19 protein-coding genes are annotated in these 20,152 nt (G+C 54.2%); 7 read left to right on the top strand and 12 right to left on the bottom strand.

The window, feature by feature from the left end:
• Position 1: 1 nt before the first annotated feature.
• Both IEY39_RS08825 and IEY39_RS08820 read right to left on the bottom strand, forming a co-directional pair.
• The gene (locus tag IEY39_RS08825) at positions 2–1,225 is read right to left on the bottom strand and encodes a putative porin (RefSeq protein WP_188930659.1); all 1,224 of its coding nucleotides are present in this window, start codon (positions 1,223–1,225) and stop codon (positions 2–4) included.
• A 99-nt stretch (positions 1,226–1,324) separates the two neighbouring features.
• Positions 1,325–2,242 carry a DUF6544 family protein gene (locus tag IEY39_RS08820; protein ID WP_188930657.1) on the bottom strand — a complete coding sequence of 306 codons (918 nt, stop codon included), beginning with the start codon at positions 2,240–2,242 and terminating at the stop codon, positions 1,325–1,327.
• A 39-nt stretch (positions 2,243–2,281) separates the two neighbouring features.
• Here IEY39_RS08820 and IEY39_RS08815 point away from each other — a divergent pair, with 39 nt between their 5' ends.
• Both IEY39_RS08815 and IEY39_RS08810 read left to right on the top strand, forming a co-directional pair.
• Positions 2,282–3,529, top strand: coding sequence for a hypothetical protein (locus IEY39_RS08815; RefSeq protein WP_188930655.1), 1,248 nt, complete (start codon positions 2,282–2,284; stop codon positions 3,527–3,529).
• Positions 3,530–3,595: 66 nt separating this feature from the next.
• Positions 3,596–4,156, top strand: coding sequence for an HdeD family acid-resistance protein (locus IEY39_RS08810; protein ID WP_188930654.1), 561 nt, complete (start codon positions 3,596–3,598; stop codon positions 4,154–4,156).
• 13 nt (positions 4,157–4,169) lie between these two features.
• On the opposite strand, the gene IEY39_RS08805 is transcribed toward IEY39_RS08810, so the two are convergent.
• Positions 4,170–4,988, bottom strand: a complete 819-nt coding sequence (locus tag IEY39_RS08805) for a universal stress protein (RefSeq protein WP_188930652.1) — start codon at positions 4,986–4,988, stop codon at positions 4,170–4,172.
• 132 nt (positions 4,989–5,120) lie between these two features.
• Between IEY39_RS08805 and IEY39_RS08800 the strand changes: the two genes are divergently transcribed.
• A complete protein-coding gene (locus tag IEY39_RS08800; RefSeq protein WP_188930650.1) occupies positions 5,121–6,446 on the top strand; it encodes an acetyl-CoA hydrolase/transferase family protein in 1,326 nt (441 codons plus the stop codon).
• 35 nt (positions 6,447–6,481) lie between these two features.
• Positions 6,482–6,940 (top strand): flavodoxin domain-containing protein, encoded by a 459-nt coding sequence (locus tag IEY39_RS08795; protein ID WP_188930648.1) that lies wholly within the window; start codon positions 6,482–6,484, stop codon positions 6,938–6,940.
• Positions 6,941–6,955: 15 nt separating this feature from the next.
• Here IEY39_RS08795 and IEY39_RS08790 read toward each other — a convergent pair whose 3' ends face one another.
• The 4 genes from IEY39_RS08790 to IEY39_RS08775 form a co-directional block, all read right to left on the bottom strand.
• A complete protein-coding gene (locus IEY39_RS08790; RefSeq protein ID WP_188930646.1) occupies positions 6,956–7,435 on the bottom strand; it encodes a pyridoxamine 5'-phosphate oxidase family protein in 480 nt (159 codons plus the stop codon).
• A gap of 24 nt (positions 7,436–7,459) precedes the next feature.
• The gene (locus IEY39_RS08785; RefSeq protein WP_188930644.1) at positions 7,460–8,287 is read right to left on the bottom strand and encodes a universal stress protein; all 828 of its coding nucleotides are present in this window, start codon (positions 8,285–8,287) and stop codon (positions 7,460–7,462) included.
• Positions 8,288–8,371: 84 nt separating this feature from the next.
• A complete protein-coding gene (locus IEY39_RS08780) occupies positions 8,372–10,771 on the bottom strand; it encodes an ABC transporter permease (RefSeq protein WP_188930642.1) in 2,400 nt (799 codons plus the stop codon).
• Positions 10,772–10,817: 46 nt separating this feature from the next.
• A complete protein-coding gene (locus IEY39_RS08775; protein ID WP_188930640.1) occupies positions 10,818–11,294 on the bottom strand; it encodes a hypothetical protein in 477 nt (158 codons plus the stop codon).
• Between the two features lie 148 nt (positions 11,295–11,442).
• Between IEY39_RS08775 and IEY39_RS08770 the strand changes: the two genes are divergently transcribed.
• Complete coding sequence (locus IEY39_RS08770) at positions 11,443–14,073, top strand: PKD domain-containing protein (protein ID WP_188930638.1); 2,631 nt, start codon at positions 11,443–11,445, stop codon at positions 14,071–14,073.
• A gap of 57 nt (positions 14,074–14,130) precedes the next feature.
• Here IEY39_RS08770 and IEY39_RS08765 read toward each other — a convergent pair whose 3' ends face one another.
• Together IEY39_RS08765 and IEY39_RS08760 are read right to left on the bottom strand one after the other, a co-directional pair.
• Positions 14,131–15,150 carry a cytochrome-c peroxidase gene (locus tag IEY39_RS08765; RefSeq protein ID WP_188930636.1) on the bottom strand — a complete coding sequence of 340 codons (1,020 nt, stop codon included), beginning with the start codon at positions 15,148–15,150 and terminating at the stop codon, positions 14,131–14,133.
• Positions 15,150–15,872, bottom strand: coding sequence for an MbnP family protein (locus tag IEY39_RS08760; protein WP_188930634.1), 723 nt, complete (start codon positions 15,870–15,872; stop codon positions 15,150–15,152). Before IEY39_RS08760 ends, IEY39_RS08765 begins: the two co-directional genes overlap by 1 nt.
• A gap of 71 nt (positions 15,873–15,943) precedes the next feature.
• Between IEY39_RS08760 and IEY39_RS08755 the strand changes: the two genes are divergently transcribed.
• Positions 15,944–17,290, top strand: coding sequence for a D-arabinono-1,4-lactone oxidase (locus tag IEY39_RS08755; protein WP_188930632.1), 1,347 nt, complete (start codon positions 15,944–15,946; stop codon positions 17,288–17,290).
• Here the strand turns inward: IEY39_RS08755 and IEY39_RS08750 are convergent.
• The 3 genes from IEY39_RS08750 to IEY39_RS08740 all read right to left on the bottom strand — a co-directional run bounded on the left by IEY39_RS08750 (position 17,287) and on the right by IEY39_RS08740 (position 19,449).
• The gene (locus IEY39_RS08750; RefSeq protein ID WP_188930630.1) at positions 17,287–18,555 is read right to left on the bottom strand and encodes an RNA polymerase sigma factor; all 1,269 of its coding nucleotides are present in this window, start codon (positions 18,553–18,555) and stop codon (positions 17,287–17,289) included. The two genes, IEY39_RS08755 and IEY39_RS08750, sit on opposite strands and share 4 nt — an antisense overlap.
• 13 nt (positions 18,556–18,568) lie before the next feature.
• A complete protein-coding gene (locus tag IEY39_RS08745) occupies positions 18,569–18,904 on the bottom strand; it encodes a YciI family protein (RefSeq protein WP_188930628.1) in 336 nt (111 codons plus the stop codon).
• Positions 18,905–19,002: 98 nt separating this feature from the next.
• Positions 19,003–19,449 (bottom strand): winged helix-turn-helix transcriptional regulator, encoded by a 447-nt coding sequence (locus tag IEY39_RS08740; protein WP_188930626.1) that lies wholly within the window; start codon positions 19,447–19,449, stop codon positions 19,003–19,005.
• Between the two features lie 89 nt (positions 19,450–19,538).
• Between IEY39_RS08740 and IEY39_RS08735 the strand changes: the two genes are divergently transcribed.
• Positions 19,539–20,141, top strand: a complete 603-nt coding sequence (locus tag IEY39_RS08735; RefSeq protein ID WP_188930623.1) for an FMN-dependent NADH-azoreductase — start codon at positions 19,539–19,541, stop codon at positions 20,139–20,141.
• Positions 20,142–20,152 lie beyond the last annotated feature (11 nt).

The raw sequence follows: 20,152 nt of genomic DNA, 5'->3' as shown, positions 1-20,152 counted from the left end.
TTTAAAGTTGAATGGAGAATTGTAAATAAAGGTTGTTCATATCCGTCAGCGTTCCATTGGCCCCCGTGCTCACATTGGTCTTGTCTGTCCCCCTCGACCAACCATAAGTAAACTTAAGCACGGTGCGCCAGGAAATCCAGTACTCCAGCCCCAGGTCTTCCTCATGGTAGTCCGACCCCCAGAAGGATCCCTCCGGCGTCTGGTAATTGACATACCGGAAGGCCAGCTCGAAATTCTTCAGCACTTTATTATCCAATCCGGTAGGCCGTAACGACACCTGCGCAAAAAAGGACGTCTGCTTGTTGTCGAAGGTAAACGAGCTGGAGTCGGTTGGCTTGATATATTGCTGGCTGCCCACCGACACCCGGCTGTACTGGCTCTTGATGTTCACCAGGATAGGGTTGAAGCTCTTTACAAAATTCAGATCGGCGCCATACATGGTCGCGTTGGCATTGTAAAATGAAGAACCAGCATTCGCCACTCCGCCATACAAGCCGGACACCCCAACTTCCAATGAAGAATTGCTAAAAGGTAGTAGGGCCAGCCGCCCGGTGACCGTCTTGTTGTTATTGTTGTCGACGATACCGGCTCCTTGAAGCTCTCCGTCGGGCATTAATTGTAACCCATTGGTCAGGCTTACATCATAGCTCCATTTCATATCTCCGAGCGGCAACCCACCGCTGATGCCGATACCGAAATCACTTCCCGGCAAGCCGATCCCTTGCGGATCGGGCGCCAGCTTGTTGATCCAGCCCGCCGCCAGTCGCCTGCTGTAGATACCGAAAGGCAAGACAAAATACCCCGCCTTTATCTGTAGACCGGGACAGGCGAAATAGTGGATATCCGCCCAGTTGACACTTAACGAAGAACCTCCGGTAAAAGAAGGCTCGAACTCCAGCAGCCATTTCGTTCCATGCCGCCACAGAAGCATAGGGCTGAATTCGTAACGGCCATTATCCCCAAGGCTTACGGTCTTGGTAGATTGGGCGCTTCCGCCGGGGGGCGTCACCGTCGTCTTGCTGCTGATAAATCCAAAGGTCGTAAGACCTACCACCATAAAATGGCTTTCTCCGGGCTTATGATCGGCCACCTGTTGTTCCAGTGCCGCCAGTCGCTGTAATACTGAAGAATCGACGGTGATCTGCTGCGCGTTCGCCGAAGGCCGACAGCAAAAGGATACCAGGAGTAAGGCGGCCCATCGGACCCGCCATTGCAATTGTCTCATAACATCAATTTGAATTAGAGGATAAATGGAAGCCGTGTAAAACTATATTGCATAGCTAAAGGCCCTTATGACGCTACTCAGCAGTGACGATGACAATTGTCATATCACCCCTCCCGGCTCGATACCCGCGATCTCTCCCCTGAAATAGTCGACCCAGTTGCCGCCTTCCAGCCAGGCAGCCGATGCCCGGGAAGGGCGCATGATACCCTCATGCAGGACATAATCGCCGGTAGTTATACACCAGGGCACCCGCTGAAACCTGCCGCCCTTTTCCGCCCGCCAGCGGTGGTAGGTCTCGAACCGTGTCATCTCCCCGCGATTATTGAAAAAGAACAACCCCTTGACGGTCGTTCCATTGTATTCCATCGTTGCTTCCGCCCGGTCTGACGCCACCGCCGACCACCGTATATAGGGTTGCAAGGCATAGGCGGGTATCAGCAGCGACTCGGACAGAATGGTCACCAGTTCAGACTCGTCTATCTCCCGGCCCTTTACATCCTGCACAGTAAGGAAGCTCAGTGCCCGGATAAGCATATTCCCATGGCCGTCCTGGTATTTATCCCGAGCTTCAAACGGAAGGATACCCCCGAGCCTGGTCTTCAGATGCATCATCCGCACCGGCTCAGGCACCGAGTTGAATTGGTTACATTGCAGGCGCCGCCACTTCCCATGCGGGGAAAATTGCATGGCAACATTCTTCCAGATCACCCGCGAATGAAATTGTTTCAGCTTGCCCAGGTAACCGCAGCTCCGAAAATAGCGCTGCACCGGTTCCGGCAGCCTGACGATGTCGGCTTCTGTAAAGATAGACGCGGGGATACTTAGGAACTTCCCCCGCTCATTGGAGATCTCCGTCAGATAAAGTCGATGTAATGTCGGCATGGTATGTGAAGATAGGGTCAGGTGGAGAGTGGGGTGGTGATGGAGGTCAGGAATTGGGGTGAGGTTGGTCAATTGTTTTTCCTGATCAGGATCATCTATATTCCTGACTGGGATCAGATTGCCGGGCGACGGCATCCAATAGTTTTAGGTCTATGCTGGAAAAAGGGAAGGTATATGTGTAGGCATCTGCAGGATCGGGGACAGGAGCAGATAAGAAACTGGGTTGCCTGGTGTATGGTTAACCTGGGGGTGGTAGCAGCGCTTGGGATTTTGCTGCGGTATAAGGCTACCTGGTCGTTGCCGGCGGTGAACTATAAATACTTGCTGAATGCCCACTCCCATTTTGCTTTTAACGGTTGGGTGACGACGGTGCTGTTCACGGCTCTTGTATATATGCTGGTGGAAGCCGGCGGCCAGTTGTCGAAGGTGTATAAGATGCAATTTTGGCTGAACCAGGTGTCCAGCTTCGGCATGCTGGTTAGTTTCACGTTGCAGGGATATGGCGCGGTATCAATTTTCTTTTCTGCCCTGTCGGTAGTGTTTTACTATTGGTTTGCATGGCAGTTCAGCATGGATCTCTTAAAAGTATCACTGCCGGGTATCGTGAAAGCCTGTACGCGGGCGGCATTATTTTTCCTGGTCTTATCGAGCGCAGGTCCGTTTCTGCTGGGCTACAGCATGTCGCATGAGCTGGGAGATATGAATTTCTACTACAATGCGATCTACCTTTATCTGCATTTCCAGTACAACGGATGGTTCACGTTCGGCGTGCTGGCGTTGTTCTTTTTTTCGGCCTCGCGGGCAGGGATAGTATTTCCGGCGACCAGTAGCCGCTGGTTCTTCTGGTTGATGGCCGGGGCGTGCATTCCTGCGTATACGCTGTCCTTATTGTGGACTGCCCCTGCGGGCTGGGTCTGGATGGTGGCGGGAGTGGCCGGATTGGCGCAATGGGTGGCCTTACTGGTACTGACGGTGCTGCTCTGGAGGAGCCGCGGGAAGTGGGTTTTGGCATTGCGGCCAATGGAGCGCCTGTTATGGTTTTGCGCCTATATTGCTTTTGGGGCAAAGATCAAATTGCAGGCACTGTCGGTGATCCCTTTTTTTGGGCGTCTGACCTTCGGCTACCGGCCGGTGATCATTGCCTATCTCCACCTGGTGATGCTGTGTTTTGTCAGTTTTTTTATGGTGGGTTTCCTGATCCGCACCGGAATTTTTCGCATGCGGCGATCGCTGGGCCATTTCGGTCTTGGGATATGGATGACAGGAGTCATCGGCAATGAAGTGCTGCTGCTGATTCAGAGTCTGCTGGCGCTTTCAGGACTGGCCTGGGAGGATAGTCCCTATTTTCTTTTCGGCGCGACCTTAACGATCGGTGCGGGCATTGTGATGATGTTATGGGCAGCGGCCGTACGGGACAGGTGACAAAATTCAGTGCCAAGATTGAGCAAGATCACAGGAGAAAATGAATCAGGCAGCTATCTTCAGTCTATGAAAAAGATAACCGCCTCCCAACTCCTGGTATTTAGCGCGTTGGGCTGGATGCTGATCGGAATTCTTTCGCTTTCCAGCTATCAAAATACCTATTTGCCCGCCATAAAATACGCAGGCATGATCATCTTATTGGACGGCCTTCTGTTGACAGCCGTATCTTTTCGATGCAACGGGACAACAAAGGAAAAAAGATGGATAAGGGCCGAAGCAATCGTGAACCTGTTCTTTAGTTTTCTGCTCGTGCTCGATCCCGTCTTTACGGACCTCATCTTTGTATTCCTGGTGACGCCCTGGGTCGTCACTAAGGGTTTTGTCACAATGATCGCCTCCCTCTCGCTGAGAAAATCCGTCCACGGCTGGCGGGGCGACTTTTTGGGCGGATCGCTCCTGGCCGCCTGTGGCCTGCTCATCTCTCATAACCCCACCGATAACCCATTTGGGATAAATATTCTTATCGGTGCGATTGGCTGTACCATCGGGCTCCTCTATTTTTATGACGCCTATCGTTTTCGTCAGATAAACAATCAAAGGGTTGATCATAGGCACCTCGCCTCCTGACACGCATTCAACCCTATTCGTGGAGGCTCATCACCGGCACCGCGCAGTGCAGCACGATCTCCTTTGCCCGGCTCTTGTGGAATTCCAGTATCGAGTGTTTCTTTGGCAATACGAGCAGCCAGTCCGCGGGATGATGTCCCAGGTAATAGGCAATCCCATCCCCGACCGTGTCCCGCCGCACTACCTGCAACTGTGCCTCAAAGGTCGCCAGTTGCTTCTTCCAGCCGTCGTATTCCTTTGCCGCATCCCCGGCACTTTCTCCATCGCCGACAACATGCACCACTTCGAACCGCGCACCCAGCAACCTGATCAGATCGTTCAGGAACGGCAGCACCGATGCCACGCCCGAATAAATATCCTCCGTGTCGCAGGCGAGAACCACTTTCCCGACACCATGAAAGATTGCGTTAGCCGGGATCAGCAATAACGGGTAGGGGAGGCGCTGCATGGCCCGGATAATGGGACTGGATTCGAAGCCCTCTTCTATCGAGGCTTCACCCCCGCCCATCACCACCAGGAACGGCCGGCACCGTTCGCAATATTCCCGCAACCGGTCGGCCCCGTCGCCAATCTCCAGGTTGGTGCTCACCGGCACCTTCCCGGCCGTTCTCCTCCTAATCTCCCTGGCCAGGTCATTCAACAACTGATATCCGCCGTCCCGCAACTCCTCGAACAAAAAATGCGGCATCGGCCGCTTCGAAAAATAGCTGGCCTCCTGCAGCACATGGACGAGATGCACTTCCCCACCGATGGCAAGGGCCATATCGGCGGCGTAGCGGACCGCATTGGCGGAATTGGCGCTAAAACTCACCGGGACAACTATCTTTCTCATGATCTTTCGTTTTTACGAAGCTACCGCCTGCACGCCCCGGTTTCAATGACTTTTATCACCCCCGCCGTTGACTGCCGTCAGCATCGCCATCTTCCGCGGCGACTACTTTTACCGAATACAAAAAATGATCCCATGTTTACGACAGTTTACACCACCGCCGAAGAGGCGGTAAAAGCAATAAAAACAGGCGACCGCGTTTTCATCCACGGTAGTGCAGCCACGCCCGTCCACCTTGTAAAAGCAATGCAGGCCCGGCATAAGGAGCTGCATCATGTCGAATTGGTCAGCATCACCACTATGGGCGATCTGGAGTTCGACAACCCCCTTTGGCGGGAAAGTTTCTTTGTCAATTCCCTTTTCGTCTCCCCTGCCACCCGCGCAGTGGCCAACAGCCTCGACGGCGACTATGTCCCCGTATTTCTCAGCCAGATACCGCAACTTTTCAAAAGATGTATCCTGACACTCGACGTGGCTCTCATCCAGGTGTCGCCGCCCGATAGACATGGATACTGCACCCTCGGCACCAGCGTCGACATCGGCCGGGCTGCTGTCGACTGCGCCCGTCATGTCATTGCACAGGTGAACCCGCGCATGCCGCGGACCCATGGCGACGGTTTTGTGCATGTAAAAGACATCGATGCGCTGGTCTGGCATGAAGCGCCATTGCCGGAAGTGAATTATTCGGGTGAAGCCACTCCTCTCGTCGAAAGCATCGGCCGGCACGTGGCTTCCCTTATTCCCGACGGCGCTACCCTTCAGCTTGGCATCGGAACCATCCCCGACCAGGTGCTGAAGAATCTCACCGGGCATAAAGATCTGGGCCTCCACACCGAAATGCTTTCCGACGGCGTCATCCCACTCATCGAATCCGGTGTCATCAACAATAGCCGCAAGAAGGTGATCCCCGGCCGATCGGTAACTTCCTTTATCAACGGCACCCGCCGGCTTTTCGACTTTGTCGACGACAACCCCGAGATCCGCGTCATGGATATCGGGTATGTCAATGACACTGCCGTTATCCGGCAAAATCCCAAAGTGGCCGCCATCAACAGCGCCATCGAGGTCGACCTTACCGGCCAGGTCTGCGCCGACTCCATGGGCTCTTTCCAGTATTCCGGCATTGGCGGACAGATGGATTTCATCCATGGGGCTTCTTTATCGGAGGGCGGGCTGCCCATTATCGCCATGCCTTCAGTGACTTCCACGGGTATTTCGAGGATAGTGCCTTTTTTGAAGGAGGGGGCCGGCGTCGTGACGACCCGCGGGCATGTGCATTGGGTGGTTACCGAATATGGCGCCGTAAATCTTTTTGGAAAAAATCTGAAGCAACGCGCACAGGCCCTGATCAACATCGCGCATCCCGAACATCGTGAGTGGCTCGATCGCGCCTTCTACCAACGTTATCATCGCGCGGACAAGGCCACCCCGGCGCACCCCGAACCCGCCGCCAGGTGGTAAAACAATACTATCTCAATAATAAGATCAAGCAAGACATGAATGGCGTGCTTATTTACAAGAGCAGGTACGGGACTACGCAGCAGTATACCGAATGGATAGGGAAAGCACTAGACCTGCGACTTCATGACCCGGACGGAGTTAGCCAGCAAGAACTGGCGGCCTATGATTTTCTGGTAATCGGGACTCCTGTTTACTTCGATAAAATGTTGATGCGGGATTGGCTTTATCAACACAAAGCTTTTTTGCAGCAAAAACAGGTATTCCTATTTGTCGTTTGCCTCGCCTCCCCTTATGAAAGGGCAAAGCAGGATCAAATAATCAATAACAATGTTCCTGAAGGGCTGATTGATCCGGAACATATTTTTTTCCTGCCCGGAAAGCCGGTAATTCCATCCATTATAACACCATGTAAAAGCGACGTTATACAGGAAGTCAACATTGTGACGCTTGTCATAACAATAAAAAAAATGGTCGCCGAAGCAACTGAGCTGTGATGATCGTGGTTGCCATCAGATGCTAAAGAAGGTCTGCGCCGTCGAATGAGAACGTTCGAAACGGCCGGTCTTGTCCTGCAGACTGATGCGGAAGGTGACTCCTTCTATCTTGTTCAGTTCGGCAGGGACAAAAGGCCAATCCGGTGACAGATGGGTGGTCTCGCTGCTTATGACGGGTAGTATCCGCTCGTGCAGTTTCTGGAGTGCAAGGCTGCGCAATGCCGGGTCGGTGAGTTCTTCGAACTGTCCATGGGCGATGACGCTTTGCCAATTGGCCATGTTCTGCATCCGGTCGACCTCGAAGCAGATGGTCGGATGTTTCCGCATGATATCCACCTTCAAGCCCTCATGCGTATGGCAATAGACGTATACGCCGTCATAGGTATAGCTGATCGGTACGACATAGACCATCTTCCCGTCGCTGCACCCGATGCGCCCCACGACTTCCTTCAGCAACAGTTTCTCTATTTCCGGCATGGTTAACTTTCCTAACATGGTTTTACATTTTATAGCTTGAATTTAGCGTTCATGCACGCTCATCACCGGTAGGGCGCAATGCAGGACAACCTTCCTGGCCTGGCTCTTGTGAAACTCCAGCGGCCCGTGATTTTTTGGAAAGACCATCACCAGGCCGGCGACACACCCTTTCAGGTAATCGTCGATGCCATTTTCAACCTTGCTTCGCCGGATAAAATGCAGTATTGGCAGAAGGCTGCTCACTTCACCTTTCCAGGAATTATATGCCTCTTCCAGTTCGGTCGTGCTTTCTTCTTTATCGGTGATCACATGCAGGATTTCCACGCGCGTACCCGGCAGATGCCGACCAAGCTCTTTCAGATAGGGCAGGGCCGACGGCAATCCGGTGAGGATATCCTCCCGGTCACAGGCTACCACGATCTTGCCGATGCTATTAAAACTGGCCTTTTCGGGAACCACCAGCACAGGATAGGGCAATTGCCGCACCGCCAGGATGGTGTTGCTCCCGGCAAAGATATTGTCGATTCCGTTGCCCGAAGCGCCCATCACCACGAGGAAGGGATCCTTCGTCTTGCAAAAGACCTCCAGTTGGGTTTCCACGTTGCCCACCTCTATAGTGGTAGTGATATTCAGCGGCTCCGTCGTGCGGGCGGTCAACTCCCTCTTGAGGTCCCGCAACAAGGTAACCTTGCCCAATTCCAACTCCTCGAAGGCGCCTGGCGGCAATGGAGCCTCGGAAAGGGTTAATGGTATCTCGAATACGTACACCAGATGGATATCCGCCCCCAGGGATAGGGCCAGGTCTGCTGCATACCGCGCGGCATTGGCGGCATTTTTGGTATAATTGACGGGGACTACAATGGATTTCATGATCGTACTTTTGAGGCTAAGCTACATCCCCGCCGTGCCCTTCTCTATGACGCGCATCAACACGTGCAATGACTTCTGTCACCTTCATTCTGTTCGCAGGGTATGGACGGGATTGGTGGTCGCGGCTTTGAAGGCGCGGTAGCCGACGGTGCACCAGGCGATGAATAGGGAGCAGGCGAGGGCGAGAAGGAAGATCCCGGGGCCGACGGAGACATGGGAGGCGAAGCCCTCCAGCCAATGGTGCATGAGGTACCAGGCGAGGGGAGCGGACGCCAGAAAGGCGATGCCGACGAGGATGGTGAATTCCCGGGATAATAAATAGATGATCTGTGCTGCGGTGGCGCCCAGTACTTTTCGCACGCCGATCTCGCGGGAGCGTTGGACGGCCATGAAGGAAACGAGGCCGTAGAGCCCCAGGCAGGAGATGAGGATGGCCAGACCGGCGAATACCCGGTAGAGTTGGGACAGCCGGCTCTCTTCTTTGTAATAGCTATCGATCTTTTCGTCGAGGAACTGGTATTGGTAGACATAATCCGGATAGGCCGCATTCCAGATGCTTTTGATGGCCGCCAATGTTTGCGGAATATTTTGAGGCTTTATTTTTATCCCTATCATTTCGTAGTTCTCTTTCCAACAGCCCAGTACAACGGGGGTGATGGGGCTTTGCATGGAATTGGTCTGAAAATCTTTTACTACGCCGACGACAGCCCCCCTTTTCTGATCCCAGAAATTGATCTCTTTTCCGAGGATGTCTTTTGGATCGCGGATACCTAATTGCTTTACCAGGGTCTCATTGACGACGAATTCCTGCAAGGTATCGCTTTGGCGGTAGGCGCGGCCCGCTATCAGCTGGGGCTGGTAGGTGGCGAAAAAACCGGCGTCTGCCCATTTGAAATAGGTTTGGAATACGGTTTTGCTAGTCGCATGATCGAATTTGAACTGATTGCTCCAGATGACATTGTCCAGGGGGCTGAAGGTGCTGAAGCTGAGGGTTTCGATGCCGGGCTGTTGCAACAACTGCTGCCGCACCGAATTCATCCTCGACTGACTCAGGCTGTCGCCGGGAATAGGTACATCGACGATGGAGGCTTTGTCGAAACCGAGCGGGGCATTCCTGAAATAGCCGACCTGGCTGGAGGCGACGAGCACGCAGATGATCAATACCTGCGCCACGCCAAACTGTAGGGTTGTTAATATTCGCCTTAAGGAGATGCCGCCTGACATCTTTGTAGTGATCTTATTTTTCAGGGAATATATTGGGCTGAAACCGGAAAGAATGAATGCGGGGTATAATCCGGACAACACCGTTACGATGCCGGTGACGAGGCCCAGGAAGATCAGCAGCCAGGGGTCGTTTAGCCGGAGGGGTACTTCCATTTTAAGCAGCTGATCGAAGAATGGTAAGGCCGTGGACGCAAGACCTACGGCGATGAGGACGGCGAGGAGGGTGATCAATGCGGTTTCGCCCATGAATTGGCCCATCAATTGTCTGCGGCTGCTACCCAATACTTTCCGGACGCCTACTTCCTGCGACCGGCGCATTGCCTGTGCGGTGGCGAGGTTGACGAAATTCACGCAGGCGATGATCAATAAAAAGGCCGCTGTCAGGATGAGGGAGGTGATCCATTCTTTGCTGAAGGTGCGACCATTATAATTGCCAAACCTGCCGTCGAAATGCATTCCGGCCAGGGGTTGCAGCGCGATCCCATGGATGCGACCTTCTTTGGGTTCGTGGCGGTTGATAAAATTCTTTAACTCCCCATTGAATTTGCCGGCATCGAGGCCGGAGGGCAGCCGGACGAAGCAGTAACCACGACCATACGTTCCTATCCAATCGGTGAGGTCGACATTAGTGAGCGAGGTATAAGAGAAGACGACGCCTAACGGGAAGTCAGTATTGGCGGGGACATCCTTCATGACCCCTGTTACTTTGAAGATGTCATGGTTGTCGAATTTGATGGATCGCCCCATCGCGGTCTGCCAGTCGCCGAAATATTTTATGGCGGTGGCTTTGGTGAGGACGACGGTATGCGGCGCCGTCAAGGCCGTTTTGGGGTTGCCTGCCAGCCAGGCAAAATTGAAGATGTCGAAGAAAGCCGGTTGGGCAAAATAAACATCGTTCTCTTCATTGAATTTTTTTTCTGCGCTATGGGTATCGTTGAGGACGGTGACCTGGCCATCGCGCCCGAAGATAGCGGCAACCTTTTCCAGTTGCGGATAATCGATGCGCAAGGCAGATGCTACGGGCAGCGCGACGCCGGCCCTTGCGTTGTAACCCGAACCTTCTTTATACGGAATGCTCACCACGCGATAGATGCGGTCTTTGGCCACATGGAAGTTGTCAAAGCTGAGTTGCCAGCGGACGACCTGGAAGATGAGCAGACAGGCTGCGACGCCGACGGAAAGGCCGATGATGTTCAGGAGGGTGTAGCCCTTGTTCCTGGAGAGGGTTCGCAGCGCAGTTTTTAGGTGATGGGGGAGCATGCTGGTGCCGGATCATAAATTATGCCTTTTTTCAGGACATTGGAGATTAGTGAGTTGTAGTTGGGTTGGGCGCTTTCCTGTTCGGATGTGATACAATAGTTGTCCGGAATCTGATGTAGGTGAAGACGAGGCTAAATAGATAGGGAAGGGTAAGGGCCAGGATAAAAAGGCAGGTAGCCTCGACGTCTATCCCGAAGTAGATGCTACGGACGAGGACGTATAATAAGTAACACAGATAGAGCATGGGTAGGGCGAACCAGGATAGCCCGCTGAGGATAGGGCTGGCCCTGACCTTTGGCGATCTGTTGAAAAAAATGGTACAGCAAAGGAGACAGACGAAGACGCAGTGGATAATGATCAGGCCGACGACATAGATGTCGACCGAGTCGGCATTGAGCCATTCGCTTTTGTAGTCTTTGCCCGCGCCGATGAACAGGTCGTAGATGGTAAAGAGAATAAAGCCGGCGATGATGAGCAGGGAGGGAATGAGGGCGGCTTGTCTATAGTATTTGTTCAAATTCATATGGCAGAAGCAGGCGTCACTTTTGCAAAGTTATCGAAAATGAGGTGAATGCGGGATTTTCTGCGGTGAAACGGGGTGGGGCGCGTCGGGAGGAAGGCAACCGGAAATAGTGAAAAACCAGTAATAGTAGGGAACATAAAACCCTATTATGCCGAGAGTTGCCGGATCGCTCATCCTGTTGCTGACCTTTTCTCCCATACTGGTTTTTGCCGCGCATGTGAAGGGTGGATATATCCAGTATAAATACAATGGCGCGGGGTCATCCAGCGGTACTTCCAATTACACGATAACGGTAACGGTATTCTTTAGCTGTACGGTGCAGGGGCCGAGGGGGTCGGTGTACCTGGGAGTTTTCAATGCGTCCACCCATTCGCTGGTGACCAGCCAGAGTCTGGCCAACACCACGGCGACCACGGTGACAAAGCAGTATTTTAGTCCCTGTATGAGTGACCCGCCGACCATATGCTACGAGATATATACGTATGTCTATACCGTCGATCTTGCCGATATCAGCGCCGGGTATATTCTGGCAGTGCAAGACGCCTATCGGACGGATGGGATCGTCAACATCAGCAGCAGCGGCAGCGACGGGATCACGATCAATGCCATTATCCCCGGCACGATCAGCGGCACGGACTATCATACCAATAGCAGCCCTTCCTTTGCCTTCAACGATACGGCCATTATTTGCTATAACGGTCATTTCTCCTATCCCTTCAGCGCGACGGACCCCATCGATGGGGATTCGCTGAGCTATGCATTTGGCAATGGACTGAATGTTACCAATCCCAGTGGCCAGACCTCGAGCACGGCGCCCGGAAGTCCGCCTTATACTTCCCTTACCTATACGTCGGGCTATAGTGGAACAGCCCCGCTGGGCAGCGGGGTGACGATCGACCCGGTGAGCGGGCTTATCAGTGGGACGGCGCCTTCGACGACGGGTGAGTATGTGGTAGCCGTCTATGTAAAGGAATGGCGGAAAGGAGTACTGATCGATTCCATCAAGAAGGAGCTGCAGATCTATGTCTACAGTTGCAGCCTTACGGCGGCGAGCCTGAATACGAGTTATGTCAATTGCGACAATTATACTCTTTCTTTCCAGAACGAGTCGACGGCTTCGACGATCACGAGCTATCTCTGGAACTTCGGGGTGGCGGGCGCTACCAGCACTTTAGCCACCCCTTCTTATACCTATGCGGACACGGGAACCTATACGCTGACGCTTACCGTGTCCAATTCGTCGGGTTGCACGGATACTACTTCTGCCCCCGTGCGGGTTTATCCGGGTTTTACCCCCGCATTCACCACCAACGGGGTCTGTTATCAATCACCGGTGAAGTTTACCGACGAGACCTATGCCAGGTACGGAACGGTGGATAACTGGGCCTGGAGTTTTGGGGAAAGTAGTTCGAGCACTAATGCTTCCACCGTGCAAAATCCTTCTCACCAGTATGCGGCGGCGGGCACCTATACCGCGACGTTGACGGTGGGGACGAGCAAGGGTTGCAGCGGCACTGCGAGTAAATCGGTGACGGTGTATGGACAGCCGGATTTTATCCTGCCGTTTACCGATACGCTTATCTGCACGATCGACACGCTGCGGCTGAAGGCGATCAGCAACAGTGCAGGTATTACCTATAGCTGGACGCCTAATTATAATATTATGTATACTGCCACGGATACGCCGCTTGTATGGCCCAAGGATACGACAGTGTACACGGTGACTGCCACGCAGAACGGGTGTGTCGGCACCGGTACGATAACGGTGAATACCTTGAATTATATCACCGTCACCCTGACCCCGGACACGACCATCTGCCAGACAGACAGTATCACGCTGAGCCCGGTGAGCTATGGATTGCAATTTAACTGGTCGCCGGGTACGGGGCTTAGCGACTCGCTTATCAAAGATCCGAAGGCTGCGCCGCTGGTCAGTACGACGTATACGGTGGTCGCCAACCTGGGTAAATGCGCGGCGACGACCTCTACCTATATCAAGGTGGTGCCGTATCCGAAGGCTGAAGCGGGGAATGATACGACGATCTGTTATGGGAGTGAGATCACTTTGCAGGGGGCGATGACCGGGGCGTATTATACCTGGACGCCGACGGGTGATTTTTTACGCCAGAAGACGCTGACGCCGGCAGTGAATCCCCTGGTGACGACCGATTATATCTTAACGGTGACGGATACGCTCGGATGTCCCAAGCCGGTATCGGATTCGGTGTTGGTCACGGTGATATCGAAGGTGATCGTCAATCCGGGTAATGATACGGCCGTTGTGGTTGGTGAGGCGTTGCAGTTGCAGGCGACGAGTACGGATAGCGCGCTAGTGAGCTTTTCATGGAATCCGGCGGACTGGCTGAGCAATGCGGCGATTGCTGATCCGATAGCTACCATCACTTCCTCATCGGTGGATTCGGTGGTGTATGTCGTTACGGCTACGACGCCGCAAGGGTGCTCGGGATCGGGGAAGATCAGGGTGCTGGTGTATAAGACGCTGCCGGATATTTTTATGCCGAATGCTTTTACCCCGAATGGAGATGGGAAGAATGATGTTTACCGGCCCATTCTTGCAGGCATCAGCAGCCTGGATTATTTCCGCATCTTCAACCGCTGGGGACAGGAAGTTTTTGCCACCACGCAGAATGGAAAGGGGTGGGATGGGATGCTTGGCGGGCATAGGGAGGAAGCGGGAACCTTTGTGTATATGGTGCAGGGGAAGGATTATATGGGGAAGGTGCATACGAAGAAGGGGACGTTTATTTTGGTGCGGTGAGTCGGGGCGTGCGGTTGCGGGGGTGCGGCATCGGCGGGAGGGGGCGCGGTTCGGGGGTTAGTGACGGTGGATGAAGACGGGGGTGATGGTGTAGCCGGGTGGGGCGAAGAGGGGGTTTTTTAGGAAGGAGGTGTCGGTGAGGGTGTTGAGGAAGGCAGTGAGCTGGCCGATCTCGAAATTGGAGAGGGGGATCATTCCGGACTTTCTATAGTGTTCGAATACATTCAACAGACTGAAAAACCGGCCGTCGTGACCATAGGGATGGGTTATCGCGACGTTTCGCAAGGAGGGGACCCTGAACTTCAGGGAATCCTCCTTCTTCCCGGTGATGCGCATGCGACCATAGTCATTCAGCGTATTGTCGGGAGGCATGCCGATGTTGCGGTAGCTGCCGTCGGTGAAGAGCGGTTCGCGGTGACAGCTGCTGCATTTTTGTTGGAAGATGGCGTAGCCGAGGCGTTCGGGAAGAAGAAAGGTATCTTTCCCTTGCATCACCCTGTCGTATTTGCTATCGGCGCTGATGAGGCGGATGAGGTATTGGCTGAGAGCTTTTGTAAAGCGTTGTGTGGTGATCGCCGTGTCGCCAAAGGCTGCCTTGAAGAGTCGTTGATAGCTGGTGTCGTGTTGTAGCCGGTGCAGGACGTCAGCGAGGGTTTCGCCCATTTCGTTGGGGGCGGTGAGGGGCGCCAGTGGTTGCAGATCAAGGTGGTTGATCCCGCCGTCCCACATATACGCCTCCTGCCATGCCAGGTTTTGGAGGGCGGGGGCGTTGCGGGTAGTGAGTGTGTTGCCGATGCCGTGGCTGAGGGGGTGATCGAAAGTGGCGAAGGCGCCGAACTGCTGGTGACAGCTGGCGCAGGAGAGGGTGGAGTCGCGGCTTAGCCGTTGGTCATAAAAAAGTTTTCTGCCAAGGACGAAGCCTTCGACGGTGAGCGGGTTTTGCCGGGTGTCATATTTTGGGGCGGGCCAGCCGGCGGGGATGGGCAGCGTCATCGGGGTTGGTTTGAGCGGGATGCCGGTGGTGATCCAGGCCAGGGTCGTGAAGATGATGCCGGTTATGAGCGGTTTTTTTTTCATCAGCGGCAGGAAAAGGAGGTGGAGTAGTTGTCGGCGAGTTGCATGGCGAGGGGGCCGGGTTCGTGGCAGATGGGCGATCGGGTGAGGTGGATGGGATGGGCGCCGTCGAACCAGTGGAGGAGATCGGCGTGGATGAGGATCTCAGTGGGGCCTGGGGATTTTGCTGCCGGGGTGAGGGCCGGGGCGTTGGCGGACAAGGGCAGGGGTATGGTGATGGTGCGGAGGGTGTTTTGTCCCGCCTTATAGCCACCGATGTCCCAGGTGAAGCGGTGTGCCGGGGCGTGTGCCGAATCGCTTAGCCCTTCGAGCCGGGCGTTGATATAGCCCGTGTTCCATGTCCAGAACATGCCCAGCATCGGATCGAGGTCGCCCGACCGGACGCCGCCGATGTTGTAGAAGCTGTCGACCCCGATGGTGAATTTGATCTCCCGGGGGTAGGCGATAGTCGTTTGTCCGTGGAGTTCGAGGCTGGCGCTGTCGGCCTGGTCAACGAGATGGGGTTGTAACGGGAGCTGTTCTTCGTGTTTGCCGTCACTGATGAGGATATTGGCTATGTAGTATTTGCATTGGAGGATGAGGAAGGGCTCGTGGAAGCGATTGGTATAGGTCTGATCATCGAGGTGGAGGGGTTGGTTGCACACTTCGTTGTGGAAGCGGATGGTCAGCGGGTGGGGGACGGGATCGAGAAGGACAATAAGGAGCAGTGCCTGGATGATGTTCATGTCTTAAGGTACGGGGATTTCCGTACAAAGGTTGTGTAAAATTGGTTAACTTGGCGCTGTAATTGCGCCGTATGAAAAAGAGAACTTTTCTAAAACTATCTTCCGTTATGATGGCTGGCTCGGCGTTGACGCCACTTGTAGACTGGGCACAAAGTGAAAAGATCACCAATTGGGCCGGAAATCTTACTTATAGTACTGCTGCTCTCCGGAAAGCGGCGTCGATAGACGATGCGCGGGGATGGATAAAGGGGCAGCAAAAGTTCAAGGTGTTGGGTACGCGGCATTGTTTTAACGATATCGCCGACTCGAAGGATGGGTTTTTGTCGCTTGCCGGGATGAACAAGGTTATCGCCCTTGACAAGACGCATCATACGGTGACGGTGGAGTCGGGTATCCGGTATGGCGAGCTGGCGGTCTTCCTGAACGACAATGGGTATGCGCTGCACAATCTTGCTTCGCTGCCGCATATTTCCGTTGCGGGCGGGGTGGCGACGGCCACGCATGGTTCGGGAGTCCACAACGGCAACCTGTCGAGCGCCGTGGTGGGGATGGAATTTGTGACGGCTTCGGGGGAGGCGGTGAATTTGTCGCGGCAGCAAAATGGGGAGCAATTCCTTGCTGCTGTTGTCCACCTGGGCGGCATCGGAGTGGTTACGAAGCTGACGCTGGCGATACAGCCGACCTACCAGGTGAGGCAGTATGTATATGAGAACCTGCCGATGGCGCAGCTGGAGCATCATTTTGATGAGATTATGTCGGCGGGGTACAGCGTGAGCCTGTTTACCGACTGGCGTAACCGGAATATCAAGGAGGTGTGGATCAAGAGCAGGGTTGGGAACGGGGAAAATATGGGTACGACGCCGGAGTTCTTTGGGGCGCGTGCGGCCACGAAGAATCTACATCCGATAAGCGATATATCAGCCGAGAATTGTACGCCGCAGATGGGGGTGCCGGGGCCCTGGCATGAGCGGCTGCCGCATTTTAAAATGGGTTTTACGCCGAGCAGTGGAAAAGAGCTGCAGACGGAATATTTTGTTCCCCGCGAGCATAGTTATGCCGCGATGATGGCGGTAGAGAAGCTGCATGAGCAGGTGTCGCCACATCTTTTTATCACCGAGGTGCGCTGTATTGCGGCGGATGATCTTTGGATGAGTCCCTGCGGGCATCAGGCGAGTACGGCGATCCATTTTACGTGGAAGCCCGAGTGGGAGGTGGTGCGTACCCTGTTGCCGCAGATAGAGCAGGCGCTGGCGCCTTACCGGGCGAGGCCGCATTGGGGGAAGCTGTTTACGATGTCGCATGCGCGGCTGGCGGAGCTGTATCCGCGGATGCATGAGTTTAAACAGATGCTGCGGCATTATGATCCGGGTGGGAAGTTTAGGAATGCGTGGCTCGACCGGGTGATATTTGGCGCTTAGCGGCTCATTTTGCGATCGAGCAGCTGGCGGATGGCGGGGCTTCGGGTGAGGGTCCTTGCCCGGAGGAAATAATCGAGGGCCAGTTCTTTTTTGCCGGCTAAATAGTAGAATTCTCCGAGGGAGGTGTAAAGGAGATAAGAATTTTCCAATGCTTTATGGGTTTCCAACTGGTGCAGGAGCGCGATCGCGGCTTCGGGGCCGTCTTTTTTCCCGATGACGATGGCGAGATTGAGCCGGATCACCGAGGATGGTTTTAGTTTTTCCAGAGCGGTGTAGTAATCGTGGATGCGTTGCCAGTTTGTGGAGGCGAAGTCGGGGGCCATACAATGTTCGGCGGCGATGGCGGCTTCGAGATGATAGGCGGTGGCGGTGGCGCCGATGGCCGACTGCGCGAGGAACTGCATACCCTGTTGGATGAGTTCGTGATTCCAAAGGCGGCGATCCTGGTCTTCGAGGATGACGAGGCAGTCGTTGTTGTCGATGCGGGCGTCGAGCCGGGCGGAGTGCAGGCAGAGCAGGGCCAGGAGGGCATAGACGGCCGGGTATTCGTTGATCGCGGAATTTTGGGTAAGCAGCATGGCAAGCCGAAGCGCTTCGAGGCAGAGGTCTTTGCGGATGGCGGGGTTGTCGCCGGTGGAGTTGTAGCCTTCGTTGAACAGCAGATAGATGACCAGCAGGACGGCGTCGAGGCGGAGCTGGAGGTGTGCGCCGGTGGGGACTGAGAAATCGATGCCTTTGTTGCGGATCTTTTCTTTTGCGCGGTAGAGGCGCTTGTTGATATTGGATTCGGTGGTGAGCAATGCGGCGGCGATCTCAGCGATGCTGAAGCCGCAGAGGGTTTTCAGGGTGAGGGCGACCTGGGCTTCGGTGGGGAGATCGGGGTGACAGCAGGTGAAGATCATGCGCAATTGACTGTCGGTGATCTCGGATTCGAGGAAGACCTGGTCCATGGTGTAGGTGGCGGTCCATTCGGATTTTAACAGGGTGTCGATGTCGCCGGCGAACGAGCGGTAGAATTTTTCACGCCGGATGGTGTTGATGGCTTTACGTTTGGCAACGGTGATGAGCCATGCGGCGGGATTGTCGGGCATCAAGCCGAAGGGCCAGTCCTGCAGCGCCTGGTGGAGGGTGTCCTGTACCACGTCTTCGGCCAATTCGATGTTGTGGAGGCCGAAGAGGCGGGTTAAAACGGCGACCATCCTTCCCGCCTCGTGACGAAAAAGATGGTCGACGACTTGATTGACATTTTTTTCTTCGGATGCCATGCCTGTCGGGTTGTTATGCCATGGGTTTCAGCTTGCGTACTTCCAATTGGTAGTTGTTAATAAGGGGGCATTGTTTGGACAGTTCGGTTGCCTCTGCGAGGTCGTTGGCGTTGATAATGATGTAGCCGGAGACCATTTCCTTCGATTCCATGAAGGGGCCGTCGGTGAGGACTTCCGTTTTGCTTTTCAGTAATCTCCCTTCCGAGTCATCGAGGGGCGCCCCGGCCACGAATCGGCCTTTGAGCACCTGCTGGACCCAGTCGTTGAACACGGCGAGGTTTTGCTGGACTTGTTCGGGGGACGTGGGCATGATGTAGTTGCCTCTGATGATGATGAGAAACTGGTTCATAAAACTGTTTTTTTGATGAATTATGTATTCTCGTCAGTCGGGCCGGAAGAATTAGGACAGGATGAGGCAAATTTATTTTTCGGCAGCGGCGCGGCGGGTCAGCGTGAGGCGGCTTCGGCGGCTTTACCGGCGGCGGCCCGGCGGGCCTTGCTGGATTCTTTCAGCCGGCGGCGGTGGGCCATTCCCCAGTCGCGAAGCTCCAACAACACTTTTTCGAGGGATTTGCTATACGTTGTCAGGCTGTATTCTACGGTCACCGGGGTGGTGGGGTGTACCGTGCGGGTGATGAATTCATTCAATTCGAGCTCCCTTAGCTCTTTGGACAACACTTTTGGGGTGATGCTTTCGAGGGCTTTTTGGAGTTCGCCGAAACGCTGTGGGCCGGCGGCGAGGGTCATGAGGATGGGGAGCTTCCATTTTCCTCCCAAAACGTAGAGTGTATCCTTGATAGCGTTGGCTGCCTTCTTGCACGTTTCTTTTGTTCGGGTGTTGTTGCTTTCCGAACAGACCTCTATTGATCTTGTGTTGTCAGACTGGACTTTCATTGTCTTTGATTGAACGGTATCCTCCAGGATACTAGTATCCTTTGGGATACTGGTATCTTTTGGAAAGTAAAGGTAGATAGCTTTGTGGAATGAAAAAAATATTAAATATCGTATCGAGTCCCCGGGGTGGGGCCTCCTACACCATCCAGCTGGCAGACGCCATTATTGCAAAGATCAAGGCCGAGTATCCTGGTAGTACCGTGAAGACGGTGGATCTCGCCCACCATCATTATCCGCACCTGGAAGAGGCGCATATTTCTTCCTATTTTACCCCGGCGGAGAAGCATTCGGCCAAGGAACGGGAAGTTATCCGGCATTCCGACGAGGCGATCAAAGAAGTTCAGGAGGCGGATATCCTGGTGATCGGCGCTCCGATGTGGAATTTCAGCATTCCGTCGGCGCTGAAAGCCTGGATCGATCATATTGTCCGGAAGGGTGTAACGTTCAATTATTCGGAAAAGGGTCCGGTGGGAATGCTGAAGGGTAAGAAAGTGTATGTTGCGATCTCGTCGGGGGGTATCTATTCGGATGGCCCGATGAAGCAGATGGATCATATCGAACCTTATCTGCGCACCATTCTCGGGTTTATAGGGTTGACAGATCTTACCGTATTCCGCGTGGAAGGGTTATCCATACCGGGTGTGCAAGACACGGCGCTGGAAAAAGCGATTGCCGGCATTCAGTTGAATTAGATCTTGCTTGT

Origin of the sequence: Puia dinghuensis (assembly GCF_014642875.1) — a bacterium.
Taxonomy (GTDB): domain Bacteria; phylum Bacteroidota; class Bacteroidia; order Chitinophagales; family Chitinophagaceae; genus Puia; species Puia dinghuensis.
This window is presented reverse-complemented; position numbering and strand designations above follow the sequence as displayed.

Coding starts and splice junctions, on each gene's coding strand:
- IEY39_RS08825 (WP_188930659.1), bottom strand. CDS start 1,225: ATGAGACAATTGCAATGGCGGGTCCGATGGGCCGCCTTACTCCTGGTA.
- IEY39_RS08820 (WP_188930657.1), bottom strand. CDS start 2,242: ATGCCGTCGCCCGGCAATCTGATCCCAGTCAGGAATATAGATGATCCT.
- IEY39_RS08815 (WP_188930655.1), top strand. CDS start 2,282: ATGTGTAGGCATCTGCAGGATCGGGGACAGGAGCAGATAAGAAACTGG.
- IEY39_RS08810 (WP_188930654.1), top strand. CDS start 3,596: ATGAAAAAGATAACCGCCTCCCAACTCCTGGTATTTAGCGCGTTGGGC.
- IEY39_RS08805 (WP_188930652.1), bottom strand. CDS start 4,988: ATGAGAAAGATAGTTGTCCCGGTGAGTTTTAGCGCCAATTCCGCCAAT.
- IEY39_RS08800 (WP_188930650.1), top strand. CDS start 5,121: ATGTTTACGACAGTTTACACCACCGCCGAAGAGGCGGTAAAAGCAATA.
- IEY39_RS08795 (WP_188930648.1), top strand. CDS start 6,482: ATGAATGGCGTGCTTATTTACAAGAGCAGGTACGGGACTACGCAGCAG.
- IEY39_RS08790 (WP_188930646.1), bottom strand. CDS start 7,435: ATGTTAGGAAAGTTAACCATGCCGGAAATAGAGAAACTGTTGCTGAAG.
- IEY39_RS08785 (WP_188930644.1), bottom strand. CDS start 8,287: ATGAAATCCATTGTAGTCCCCGTCAATTATACCAAAAATGCCGCCAAT.
- IEY39_RS08780 (WP_188930642.1), bottom strand. CDS start 10,771: ATGCTCCCCCATCACCTAAAAACTGCGCTGCGAACCCTCTCCAGGAAC.
- IEY39_RS08775 (WP_188930640.1), bottom strand. CDS start 11,294: ATGAATTTGAACAAATACTATAGACAAGCCGCCCTCATTCCCTCCCTG.
- IEY39_RS08770 (WP_188930638.1), top strand. CDS start 11,443: ATGCCGAGAGTTGCCGGATCGCTCATCCTGTTGCTGACCTTTTCTCCC.
- IEY39_RS08765 (WP_188930636.1), bottom strand. CDS start 15,150: ATGAAAAAAAAACCGCTCATAACCGGCATCATCTTCACGACCCTGGCC.
- IEY39_RS08760 (WP_188930634.1), bottom strand. CDS start 15,872: ATGAACATCATCCAGGCACTGCTCCTTATTGTCCTTCTCGATCCCGTC.
- IEY39_RS08755 (WP_188930632.1), top strand. CDS start 15,944: ATGAAAAAGAGAACTTTTCTAAAACTATCTTCCGTTATGATGGCTGGC.
- IEY39_RS08750 (WP_188930630.1), bottom strand. CDS start 18,555: ATGGCATCCGAAGAAAAAAATGTCAATCAAGTCGTCGACCATCTTTTT.
- IEY39_RS08745 (WP_188930628.1), bottom strand. CDS start 18,904: ATGAACCAGTTTCTCATCATCATCAGAGGCAACTACATCATGCCCACG.
- IEY39_RS08740 (WP_188930626.1), bottom strand. CDS start 19,449: ATGAAAGTCCAGTCTGACAACACAAGATCAATAGAGGTCTGTTCGGAA.
- IEY39_RS08735 (WP_188930623.1), top strand. CDS start 19,539: ATGAAAAAAATATTAAATATCGTATCGAGTCCCCGGGGTGGGGCCTCC.